Origin of the sequence: Anatilimnocola floriformis (genome assembly GCF_024256385.1) — a bacterium.
Taxonomy (GTDB): domain Bacteria; phylum Planctomycetota; class Planctomycetia; order Pirellulales; family Pirellulaceae; genus Anatilimnocola; species Anatilimnocola floriformis.
Window position 1 is genome coordinate 5006837 of sequence record NZ_JAMLFW010000001.1, and the last position, 11372, is coordinate 5018208.

Sequence of the window (11372 nt, forward strand, 5' to 3'; positions counted from 1 at the left end):
TCAAAAATCCTTCGGACTCGCAAGCCGCCAATCTCGGAGTGCTGCCACTAGCGGCGGCTACTTCAGATCTTTTTCAGCGTCTTTCTTGTTGAGCTTGTACAAGGGGAGATAGCGATAATAGACCTCGAGCGTCAGGCACGACAGGCTCGTGACCATCAAGCGGCCACCTTGCCGGCCCCACGCATCGGGCGAGGGCTGCAGCGGGTCCCAGCTGCCAGCCGCGCAACCTTGCTTGTCCTGAGTGTTGATCAGGATCTTACGCATCGCGCGGTTCCAGGTATCCCACTCCGGACCAGGCACATTGTGCATCACCTGCGTGGCGTAATACCAGTAGTAAACATTGCGGCGGGTCTCGCTGGGCAGATTTTTGCCCAGATATTCGACGCCGCCCGTAATGACTGGATCGTCGCGTTGAGCACCCAGGTACTGCGTGCAGAGCAGACCCACGGCCGTCATCGACAGGGTCGGACCACCTTCGGGCGTGTAGGCAAACAGTTCCTTATAGCGGCCACCCTTGCCGACCAGCTTCATGTAGTTCTTCGAGCCGGCGACCGCGTTGTCGCTGACCTGCAAACCGGCCATTTGACCGCTCTTCAGAGCCATCACTTGCCAGCCGTGCACCGACGTATCGGAGTCATCCGAGCCGTGCGAGTACCGCCACGAGCCTTCTTTGTTTTGTCCGGTCTGAATGAAATTGATGGCGGCTTGAGCTGCCAGGCCGATGCGTGAATCCTGCGACATGCCGTAGGCTTCGCAGAGGGCGATCGTGCACAGACCGTGCGTATACATCTGCGACGAGCTACCCGCCGAGAGATCGCCGTTGGGCTTTTGATTGTTGATGAGCCACATCAGCCCACCCGTGATGTGCCGCTGATACGGACCACGCGATTCGTGCGTTTGACCAGCCGCGAAGAACGGCAACAAAGCCATCGCCGTGGCAGCTGCGTTGGAGTTCACTTCGCCCGAACCCGAGCAAGCACCGTTCTTGCAACCGGGACGGTGATCGAGGCTCCAGCTGCCGTTTTGATTTTGATGACGCGAGATCCAGTTGAGAGCTGCAGCCACGGCCCGTTCCGAAGCCTTAGTACCGCCGTTGCCGACCATCGCTTCACGCATACCGCTACCGCGGCTGCCGAAGCCGCTGCCGGCGCCACCCTTACCAGGGTTTTTGCCGAGACCCACACCACCGTCGATGCCGCCACCACCCCGAACCATCGGGCCGAGGCCGCTGGCCTTCACGTCGAAGCCCACACCAGCGCCCAGGGCGTTGGGATTGGCCGTGGCCGAACCGCCGCCGGCTTCTTCAAACATGGCGCTGTTGTCGTTGAACTGAGCTTCCACCGGGGGAGCTTCGGTCAGTTCGAGCGTCTCGGTAGTGAGTTCGGTCGGATCGAGCGGAGTTTCGCCCACTTCGAAAGCGGTGATTTCCGGCTCGGGAACAGCTTCGGTCTGGGCCGTTTCGAAGCTGGGGGCATTCACCACCGTCTTCACGACTTGGATGGTGCCAAGAACGAGGGCCATGACCAGCAAGATGATGAGGTGAATCATCATGCTCGCCGCCCAGGCCTGGGTGGCAGTGCCGGTGAGCCACTCCATCATCGGACTGGAAGATTCCTCGGCGACTTCTTCTTCGGGAACTTCCGGTTTGGCTTCTGCAGTAGACATCGTTCGTTCTCTCTGGCGGAGGATCGCGACGGTGAGCCGCGTAACGTGCTATGTGGATTCGTTGGACGGTTAAGTTTTTATTGCGTTAATTTGGATTGAACGAGCGTTTGTTCGGGTCCTGGCCATCTTCGAAGGTCGGCTTGGCGGCCCATTCGTTCAAATCCGTGGGCATTAGGGGCGATTTTTCACGTTCCGTTTTTTCCCGAACCGGCTTGCGACGCAAAAAAGGATAAGCAATTCCGATGACAAACAGCAAACCCGCGGCCCCCAACGAACCCCAGATCAGGTACGGCTCCGTCGCCGGCTGGGGTGGCGGCGGGGCGGCTTTGTGCCAGACCACCCGTCCAATCAACAGCGGCGACGAGAGGGGCTTCTCATTAGGACGAGAATTGGCCGCCAGGTAACCCTGCACCTTGAAAAAGTAACCGATGAAGGTCACGTTTTCGTGCAGATCGGAACCCAAGGGCATGTTATCCGGCAGATCGGCAGTGACACCACAATATAACCAGGCTTTTGTCTCGTCGGACCAGCCCCACAGCTCGTAAACCTTCTTCACGTCGCCGAGGTTTTTGTCAGCAACACTGTACGACAAAATTCGCGTGACGTGCAGGTTCAGCTTGACCAATTTTCCGCGGGTCTTGGCTGGCCGCCGCAACATGTCATCCAAGCGAATCGACTTGTCCGCCCGCTTGAGAAGTTGCTCCACCGTTTGATTCTTAGACCACATGAACATCCGCCAGTAGGCGGGCATTTCCTCTTTTCGCAAATCGAGGCCGCCGTCGCTGAGGGCCTGCCCCTCCTCGTTCATCGCATCCTGTTCCTCGCGGTCCAGGTCAGTGGGACCGAGATACTCAGGCTTCTTGGCGGGGCCTTCTTGCTGCCCGGCGCCTTCTTCGAAGGCTGGCTTGTTTTGCGAGCCGTCGCCAGAGGCAGGATTCGACTGCTTGAACTCGCCAGGATCCGCAGGAGGAGCCGGCTCGCCCTTTGGATCAGGCTTGGGTTCGGCAGGAGCAGGAACAGGATCGGCTTTGGGATCCGTCGCGGTAGGCTCCGCCTTCGACTCTGCTTTTGGTTCCGCCGGAGCTGGCTCTGCAGCTTGCTCGGCCTTAGGTTCCGCTGGAACGGCTGCGGGTTGCGGCTCGGCCTTAGGTTCCGGCTTGGGATCGACTTTCGGTTCGACCTTGTTGGATTCGCTGGCTTGCTTGGCAACCGCGGCAGCCAGTTGCAGCTGCTTCTCGGCACCCACGGTCAAGCGTTCGTCTTCGACTCTCCCTTTGGCTTGCTCAGTCAACCACTTCCAGTTGCCGACGTCACGGGCAGCGCCCCACAGCACCCAGATGAGCGCACCGAGCATCAGCAGGCTGCCTACGCGGGCGTAGCCAACCTTTTTTTTGCCAGCTCGGGCTCGAGTGACGGTGCGCATCCAGTGAGTCCTCCGTTACCGCATTTCGACGAAGCTGAGCTTGGTCAGGGGTTCGCCGCTGGCCATTTTTTGACGAGTGCAGACATCGACGACCTGCATTAATCCATCATACGCCAGCCGCTCGTCGACCTGAATCACGACCTGCTTGAAACTGGCAACCCGATCGGACAAAACTTCGTTCAAACGCCGATCCAAACCGGCCACGCCGCCGACCGTCGTATCGCCGATGGACAATTGACCGAGTGAACCGTTTGGCTTGGCGAAGGCCGAGATAGTGAGTGTTTCAAGACCTACATCAGCTTTGGAGATAAGCGGGTCGCCACCAGGCTTTTCTGGCCCTGGCGTAACCGGCATCGCCGTTGGCAAGCGCAGCAGCACTTCACCTTCGATCGGCGCGGGCCGAAAGGTGAGGATGAAAAACGTCAGCAGCTGAAAGGCCATGTCGAGCATCGCGGCCATGTCGAGCTTGACGCCACCAGCACCGTGCTTTCGCTTTTTTAGTCGGCCACTCATGGTGAACTCGATTGACGACAGTCGTTACGGTGCTTCGCCGGCAGCTATAAAGCTCAGCTTGGTGAGCTTCTCGCCGTTGGCTAACTTTTGACGCGTGCAAACATCGACGACCTGCATCAACCCTTCGTAGTTGAGCTTGTTGTCGACTTGAATTACTACCTGCTCAAAGCTGGCCACTGGATCGGCCAGGATTTCGCTCAGGCGGCGATCGAGAGCCGAGGTGCTGCCGATTTGCGATTCGCCGATCGCCATCTGACCGAGCGCGCCAGTGGGTTTGGCAAACGCGCTGATCACCAGCGTTTCGAGCCCCGAAGCCGGGTTGTTATTGGCAGCGTTGTTACCAGCCGATTGACCGGCCTTCTGCGTGATCGGTTGCGGCGGCGGCAAGCGAAGACGGACTTCACCTTCGACCGGCGCGGGCTTAAACGTGAGAATGAAGAACGTCAGGAGCTGGAAAGCCATATCGAGCATGGCGGCCATATCCATCTTAACGCCGCCACCCCCGTGCTTGCCTCTCTTCTTACGACGACTTGCCATGAAAAATCTCTATTCTGCACTGCACTGATTGGGTAGGCAGTAAATTGCGTGGGGGAAAGACTAACCGCCTTCGGCTTTATTCATCGCCTTGAGGGCAAAGCTGCGATAGCCATAGTCCTGACAAGTCTTGACGACCTTATTGAGCAGGGCGAACGGCGTTCGTTTGTCGGCGCGAATCACCACGGTGCTGGGGAGATCTTTGCCGAACGTGAGCGAAGGATCGGTCCGCTGGGCGACGGCCAGGCTCGCCATGGCTTCGGTCTTCAAATAGCCTTCGACGTCGGTGATCAGCGCGCCATAGACGCGCAGCTCACCTTTGTCGTTGACGTTGAGCACGAGCAAATCCGCAGCGGCTCCTTCGACGGGGCGGGCCGAGCCCACCACCGGCAGCTTGAGATCCAGATCCATGGCCGCGGCTTTGAAGTTGATCACGAGCATGAAGAACGTGATCAGCTGGAAAACCATGTCGAGCATCGGCACCAGATCCGGCTCGGCTCCTTCATGACCACCTGACATCGCGTAACTCCTTGAACTAGGTCGCTAACATGCGAGCCATGAACTAGCGGGCAGGAGCAGGAACGGCGCGGGCAGCCATGGCAGCTTGAGCTTGCATGGGCGACGGAGCAGTCCGTGACTTGGCGGCGTGAGCAGCCTGACGAATGTACTGATCGGCGAGCAACAGGGTCTCGACCGAGATGTGCATCACGCGGTTGCGGAAGTAAGTGAAGAAGAAGATCGCCGGCACGGCGAGAGCAACACCTTCGAACGTGAGAAGCAACGCTTCCGAAATACCTTCAGCCACCTGGCTCGCCTTGAGCTGGGTATCGGAGAGAGCGATAACCGCGAAGGACGCGATCATCCCCTTGAGCGTGCCGATCAGACCGATCATCGGGCCGAGCGACCCGATCACCGCGAGCATGCTGATCTTGCGTTCCATGTCGACTTGTTCGGCTTCGGCTTCGCGGTCCATTAGTTCGCGAGCTTCCGGCAAACCAGCAGGCAACTCGGCGATGCCGCTGGAAACCAACTTGCTGAAGAACGACGTCTTACTCTTGGTGAACTCGTATAACCCCTGGAAGTCGCGGGCCCCGAGCATTTGCTCGCAGGTGGCGATTTCGTCTGGCGGAGCGGCAACGGCCATCTTCAATTCCATGAACAGGCGAATGACCGTGGCGATGAAGTACATCGACATGAGCAAAATGAAGAAGCCGATCGAGCCCGACGACTTGATGAACCACATGAAGCGGCTCTTCTGGTGCTGCTCAGGAGCGGCGGCTTCACCTTCGGCGGCAGGCGCTTCTTCTTGTGCAGCCACCGGCGTCGGCGCGAACGAGGCCACAGCGCCCCAGGCGACGAGCGATGCCGCACAGATCAAGAAAATTCCAAGAAAACGAGACATGTTTCGTACCTGTTCCCAAAGATGATGGATTGACTCGCGGCAACACCCAATCGCACAGCGAGCAAACAAACTGCCGAGGTGAAAGCAATCTTACTGGAAGAGCGATAGCAAAATCAACGAAGTTGGCAAGAAGCACACCGATCTTAGCAATGTGATCGCTCGAGATACGAAAAGTACTCGTTCACATCGTTAAAATTGGTGCAAATCTGGCTGCGGCTCTTCAGACGCAACACCGTCACCTGGCAACCCCCGACAACCCACTGTAGTTGGAGTTGGCGAAACCCCAGGCGGGCCGAACTGCTTTTCTCGCGCCCCAAGATCTCAGTCCAATCGACGGCCGCACGACCCACCCGAATAGGGCGTCGCTAGAGCGGCCAATGAATCAGACGAGCGGGGCGTGAGACGCACGAACCTGGCGGACGTGAGGGGATCACGCTCAATCTACATGCAGTTTTTCGTAACCACCGCCTCACTTTATTCCAGCACTGGAGGAAATCCGCCAGAAATTACGATTTCGTAATAATTTTACGGGAAATTTTCCTGGACAGGCCGCTACGGCCCGAACCAACTGCGGGGTTCACTGCGGTATCCAAAGTGGAGGTTTTGCGGCGGAGAGAGGGGCCCCGGGGCGGTCCACGGCATGTCTTCCCAGCGCCGTACTAAGTAGATTCGATCGCCAAACTGCACACAGCGATAGCCACCTCGGTACAAGATGAGGCCGATTATGTCGCGGCGGCGGCGGCGGAACAGAACGTCGCCCAGTTTGCCTTCAAAGCTGAAGTAACTCTCTCCATCGCTGGCCGATCGATCAAATTCAATCGACGTGCCACGCAAAAGGTGAGCGAAGCAATCCCCAGCCAGCGATTCTTGGCTGCGGACCGGGATCACTTCATTCCACTCCTGCTCCTGCGAACTGCCGTGCGCGAACTGAACGAGATCAATCCCCGTGGGATCCACAAACGGCGGCGTTGGATCAGCGGCTCGCGGCACCACCCAAAGCGAGCCATAGCGATAGTCAAAGCCGCAGCCTTCTTGAACCGCATACTCGCACAGGGCAGGAACTAGCCCTAAATGCTGGTCGTCAAACAATGCGATATCAATTGCGCGGTTCTCAAAATGGATCAGAAGTGGTTCCTTGATCGAGGAATTACTGGGAAAGCGAAAAAGCAACTTGTCGTCGCCTACGGTCCGGTAGAAACTCCACTCTCCTGCGGTTGCCTTCGATAGCCAGGCGGCAAGTTGCGGATCGCGTTGTTCATGCAGCCAATTCCAAAACTGCTCCACCAGCGGTTCGCCGTTCCAAGTCACGATCTCGTGGTTCACGTACTCAGCTGTGTTCAACAGCTCGCCATTCACCGTTTGCCAAGTAGTTCGGCCGTGACGTTTGCCTTTTCGCCAATTGCTCGTGACAAGCACGTCCAAATCTCGGGGATAAAACTCTGAAAATAAGCTTCTGATTGGCTGTGCACTGGTAGGTTCGATGTACAGATCGAAATCCGGTGGTGTGAGCGTGCCGAAGTTGCACCGAGATTGCGACCGCCATTCGCCGGCAAATTCCCCTGCTTCATACTGGCCGACATATTCGCATTGACCGCCATAGCCCGAGCGAAACGGCCCATGCAACTTATCGCCGAGATACGTTGCTTCGATGGCGAGCTTACCCTTCAAATCCCAAACTCGCCGCGGCCCGCACAATTGGCCGTCGTAGTAATTGGCCTCGTACCAGACTTCGCCATTGCGCAGCGACTGTGACAAGCCATGCCGCACCGGCTTGCCCAGCCAATCGCGGTGATAAGTCACGCGGCGCTCAAAGACCGTGGTCGTCGAAGCGCCCGTGTCATCGCCAATCGATTGATAGGCAAAATCCCTCTCGACCCAAGGCCAGCGATAAATGGTCAGCCCGACTCCCACGGCTGCCATCAAAAGCAAGATCATCCGCAAACTAAATTGCAGTCGAAACCGCCGCGGACGTGGGAGAGGAAGCTCGCTCATGGCCGCGCATTGTAAGGCCCTGCGATTGCGATGCGAAACTCGTCAACCGAATCGCTCAGCTAACGAGCGATAGAAATCACGGCAATCCAAGCCCGGTGGCAGCCCGCAACAGCCGCCGTCGCCCGTCTCGAGCAAAAAACATTCGCCACTCTCTGTAACCGCGCAGTCGGCCATGAAGAAGGGAGATGAAAAACACTCTCCCAATTTGTCGAACCGTGCGAAATCCGTGAACGAACCGCCATAATATCCGTAGGGCTCACTGAAGACTCGTTTGCCGCAGAGGAAAATCATTCGGTATTCCTCGCAGCACTCTTCGCCAAAGGGATCGAGCCCGAGAGAACGGAGTCGCACGAGTGGCCGAACAACTAACCCCGTTTCGAAACGATCGGCGCGGTACTCACGCAACTCGGCGATCGTCTGCGCAAACTGCTTGAGGGTTCCCGGCCGCGGAACAACACATCCTCGCGGCCAGATTTCTTTGGCTGATTTGACGTAGTCTTTGAGGAAATACGGTGGCGCAGACATTGCGCTGGCCTGCCTGCGAACTTCGCTTGGATCGAGCGACGTCGACGTAACCGCAGGCAGCGAAATGTCGCGGATACGCGGGAAGAACTGACCAAAAAGTTGCGTTTGCTCGAACTGCTCCGGCGTTGTGACGAGCCGAACGCCGCGATCCACGAGACCGCCGTGAAGCATCGCGTACTCTCGCGGCTTCAGTGTGCCACCGCGGTAGACGCCGATTGACTTCGCCTGAGGAGACGTCTTTTGAAACGCACCTCGCAAATCACCTCGCTGCAGTGCTGGTAAATCGAATGTGGTGAATGAAATACCTAGATCATCACAAGCCAAGCACTCTTTGAGAAACCTCGAATCGGGCAACACCTGAGAGTCTGCAGAGCAGGGAAAAACCACTAGCAAACTTCGCATTGTTTCGTGAGTCACTTTGTCAAAAAACTTGACTACATACAATACATTTGTATAGTTATCATTGAGACGCGCGTACGTCTCCTCTTTGGCAATTTGGTGAAATCATCCTTCCCGCAACCATGCGCCGATCGCACTAAAGTGACGCGAGGGTTGTCGGAAGTGTTGTGACAACGCCGCGAAACTGTTGTGGCCGAAATGCCGAAAAATAATGGTTACGGCAGCAGCGACTACGGCAAGTGATTGACAGCGAAAGAGTTGCCGAAGGCCAACGACTCGCAAGAAGAGCACAACACGAAGCTGGCAACTGTTGTGAAGTTACCACAGAATTGCGGCACTTATTGTGCGCAAGTAATGAACAGACCAGCAGTTACAAGAGTCGCAATTACTGCGCACAACTGTTGTATATTCGCAAGCGAAAGAATCGCAAGGGGAACGTGAAATTTGAGGAACGCGGCGCTCGGCTCCCCGTGAGTGCACGGGGCGAGGGAGTTTTTCTTCCCCAGCCCCTAGTTCCCAACCCCCAGCCCCTAATCCCTCGCCTTGCTGATCAACTGAATAAACTCAGCATTGGTCTTATACCGGCCGAGTTGCTTGGTCAGCTGCTCCATGGCATCGACAGGATTCATCGACGACAGGGTACGGCGAAGCATGGTGATGGCGTGGAGCAAGTCCGGCGGCAGCAGCAGTTCTTCACGGCGGGTGCCCGATTGCTGCACGTCGATCGCGGGGAAGACCCGGCGCTCAGCGAGCTTGCGATCGAGGACCAGTTCCATGTTGCCCGTGCCTTTGAACTCCTGAAAGATCGCGTCGTCCATCTTGCTGTTCGTTTCGATGAGCGCGGTTCCCATGATGGTGACCGAGCCCCCTTCTTCGAACGCACGAGCCGTCGCAAAGAGCTTCTTCGGAATGTCCATCGCGCGAGTACCGAGACCGCCCGATTGAATGCCGTCGCCCCGCTTGTTGCCGACGTACTTGTTGAACGCTCGCGCCAGACGCGTGATCGAATCGAGCAACACGAAGACGTCTTGCCCCATTTCGGCGAGTCGCTTGCAGCGCTCGATGACGATCTGAGCCAGACGAACGTGACTTTCGATGTCGTTGTCGAGACTGCTCGCGACAACTTCACCCTTCACGTTCCGCTTCATATCGGTGACTTCTTCCGGCCGTTCGTCAATCAGCAGAATGAACTGCTTCACGTCGGGGAAGTTTTGCGTCATCGCAGCGCTGGCATGTTGCAGCAGAATCGTCTTACCGCTGCGGGGCGGAGCGACGATCAGTGCGCGTTGCCCGCGGCCGAGCGGAGTGAGCAAGTCCATCACCCGCGTGGTAAGCGGCGTGGCGCCAGTCTCGAGATAGAACCACTTGTCGGGATTGATCGGCGTCTTTTGGTCGAAGTTTTTGACCTTGAGATACTCTTCCGGCTCCATGCCGTCGACTTCGGTGATCTCGCGCAGTCGTGGGCCTTGCTGCTTGCGAGCTGGCTGCACGGTGCCTTTGATGATCACACCTTCGCGAAGACCGAAGCGCTCGATCATCGTGCCAGGCACAAATGGATCGCTGCGTTCGCGGGAGTACATGTTCTCGACGCCACGCAGAAAGCCGTAGCCGTTCGGGTGCATCTCGAGCAGGCCAGAACCTTGCTCAAGAACTTGTTCGACCGCAGGAGGATTGGGATAGAGATTGCCGCTCGGCCCGCCATTGGCGCCCGCACCCTGGAAGCCGCCATCGGGAGCTGCTTCGCCGCCGAAGGGGACTTCGCCATTCTGGGCGAATTCATCTTCCGGCCGGCGCTCGCCGCCCTCACCGACAGGCCCCTGGCCCGGACCACCGGGGCCGCCTTGGCCTTGCGGGCGCCGACGACGACGCGGTCGGCCACCGCCGCCGCCACCGTAGCCATTGCCGCCGCCTTGACCACCACCGTAGTGTCCACCGCCCCCTCCGCCGCCACCGTAGCCATCGCGATCGCGATACCCACTGTAGCCGCCGCCTTGGCCGCCTCGGCCACCCGAACCTCGGGGACGGAACTTCTTCTTACCCATGCTTCACCACAGAATTGCGAAAAACCAAGTCCAATTGTTATTGCTGCGAATACGAGGATGCCGCGTACTCGATAAGAGGTACGCGAGTATTGTTCACGTATTCGGCAGGCAAAATGGCAGAAATCCTAGCCACTTGCCCAGCGCTATTGCTGTGAATGCACAGAGCCAGGGTCTGAAACACCAAGGCCGTGAATGCACAGGCTGTGCTTCGCCAGTGCGGCGAAATATCGTAGGCGTCAGTTCGACTTCGCCCAAAAACAGTCTGCAAAAAACAGTCCGGCAGGCACACCTGAAAGCTTCGGCCGTTGCCGAACTCTCCCTTGCTCTGTCACCCAAAACCGGCGACCCATTCATCTCATCGCCGAGGAGGCACGCTTGGTTGCATGCGGGAGGTCGGCGAGTGAGGTTTTCAACCAGATGTTGCTGCAGGATCAGCGGGGAGGCGAATGCGGCGATCGTAAGCGCCGGTCATGCGCGGCCGGAGGGCCGGTCAGCAAGATTTCGTCGAAACGGTTGGGTAAGTCCGTCTGCTTGGGTGACGTTCAGGGTGGTCGCAATCGCTGCGACCGTAGGGGAGAGAAGCGCTCTGGCTATCGTTTCTAAGGTGCTGTGGAGAACCCCGGAAACTGCAACCGTCGCAACGCTTGTCGTAACAAGCCGCCGCAACAAAGAGGACCGCTTACAAGTGAGACAGAAGTCGATCTATCGCGAATCTTATTAAAGTGTTCGGACATGTCAAGCCTGGAGTAGAGCTAAACAGGCAGAAATTGAGGAAAACTTGTCGAAACAGGTAAGTTTTCTGCCGGCTACGCCGTATTTTTCGGTGTTTCATACAAAAGGCGGCTGCGCTGGATGCCTGAGGCGCTGGTCAGGGAAT

9 protein-coding genes are annotated in these 11372 nt (G+C 57.6%); all 9 read right to left on the reverse strand.

The genetic code is table 11. The features are described 5' to 3' along the window. Positions 1 to 57: 57 nt before the first annotated feature. Positions 58 to 1665: a prenyltransferase/squalene oxidase repeat-containing protein gene (locus M9Q49_RS19655; protein WP_254510530.1), complete on the reverse strand. Its 1608-nt coding sequence runs from the start codon at positions 1663 to 1665 to the stop codon at positions 58 to 60. An 85-nt stretch (positions 1666 to 1750) separates the two neighbouring features. Continuing rightward, complete coding sequence (locus tag M9Q49_RS19660; protein ID WP_254510531.1) at positions 1751 to 3088, reverse strand: hypothetical protein; 1338 nt, start codon at positions 3086 to 3088, stop codon at positions 1751 to 1753. A 15-nt stretch (positions 3089 to 3103) separates the two neighbouring features. After that, the gene (locus M9Q49_RS19665; RefSeq protein ID WP_254510532.1) at positions 3104 to 3601 is read right to left on the reverse strand and encodes an ExbD/TolR family protein; all 498 of its coding nucleotides are present in this window, start codon (positions 3599 to 3601) and stop codon (positions 3104 to 3106) included. 24 nt (positions 3602 to 3625) lie between these two features. Beyond that, positions 3626 to 4138 (reverse strand): ExbD/TolR family protein, encoded by a 513-nt coding sequence (locus M9Q49_RS19670; protein WP_254510533.1) that lies wholly within the window; start codon positions 4136 to 4138, stop codon positions 3626 to 3628. Positions 4139 to 4198: 60 nt separating this feature from the next. Continuing rightward, positions 4199 to 4654 carry an ExbD/TolR family protein gene (locus tag M9Q49_RS19675; protein ID WP_254510534.1) on the reverse strand — a complete coding sequence of 152 codons (456 nt, stop codon included), beginning with the start codon at positions 4652 to 4654 and terminating at the stop codon, positions 4199 to 4201. A gap of 43 nt (positions 4655 to 4697) precedes the next feature. Next, positions 4698 to 5537 (reverse strand): MotA/TolQ/ExbB proton channel family protein, encoded by an 840-nt coding sequence (locus tag M9Q49_RS19680; RefSeq protein WP_254510535.1) that lies wholly within the window; start codon positions 5535 to 5537, stop codon positions 4698 to 4700. A 552-nt stretch (positions 5538 to 6089) separates the two neighbouring features. Continuing rightward, the gene (locus M9Q49_RS19685) at positions 6090 to 7529 is read right to left on the reverse strand and encodes a toxin-antitoxin system YwqK family antitoxin (protein WP_254510536.1); all 1440 of its coding nucleotides are present in this window, start codon (positions 7527 to 7529) and stop codon (positions 6090 to 6092) included. A gap of 42 nt (positions 7530 to 7571) precedes the next feature. Further along, positions 7572 to 8225, reverse strand: coding sequence for an ATP-grasp domain-containing protein (locus M9Q49_RS19690; protein ID WP_254510537.1), 654 nt, complete (start codon positions 8223 to 8225; stop codon positions 7572 to 7574). Between the two features lie 758 nt (positions 8226 to 8983). Then, positions 8984 to 10495: a transcription termination factor Rho gene (gene rho, locus M9Q49_RS19695; RefSeq protein ID WP_254510538.1), complete on the reverse strand. Its 1512-nt coding sequence runs from the start codon at positions 10493 to 10495 to the stop codon at positions 8984 to 8986. Positions 10496 to 11372: the final 877 nt, after the last annotated feature.

Coding starts and splice junctions, on each gene's coding strand:
- M9Q49_RS19655 (WP_254510530.1), bottom strand. CDS start 1,665: ATGTCTACTGCAGAAGCCAAACCGGAAGTTCCCGAAGAAGAAGTCGCC.
- M9Q49_RS19660 (WP_254510531.1), bottom strand. CDS start 3,088: ATGCGCACCGTCACTCGAGCCCGAGCTGGCAAAAAAAAGGTTGGCTAC.
- M9Q49_RS19665 (WP_254510532.1), bottom strand. CDS start 3,601: ATGAGTGGCCGACTAAAAAAGCGAAAGCACGGTGCTGGTGGCGTCAAG.
- M9Q49_RS19670 (WP_254510533.1), bottom strand. CDS start 4,138: ATGGCAAGTCGTCGTAAGAAGAGAGGCAAGCACGGGGGTGGCGGCGTT.
- M9Q49_RS19675 (WP_254510534.1), bottom strand. CDS start 4,654: ATGTCAGGTGGTCATGAAGGAGCCGAGCCGGATCTGGTGCCGATGCTC.
- M9Q49_RS19680 (WP_254510535.1), bottom strand. CDS start 5,537: ATGTCTCGTTTTCTTGGAATTTTCTTGATCTGTGCGGCATCGCTCGTC.
- M9Q49_RS19685 (WP_254510536.1), bottom strand. CDS start 7,529: ATGAGCGAGCTTCCTCTCCCACGTCCGCGGCGGTTTCGACTGCAATTT.
- M9Q49_RS19690 (WP_254510537.1), bottom strand. CDS start 8,225: ATGCTTCACGGCGGTCTCGTGGATCGCGGCGTTCGGCTCGTCACAACG.
- rho (WP_254510538.1), bottom strand. CDS start 10,495: ATGGGTAAGAAGAAGTTCCGTCCCCGAGGTTCGGGTGGCCGAGGCGGC.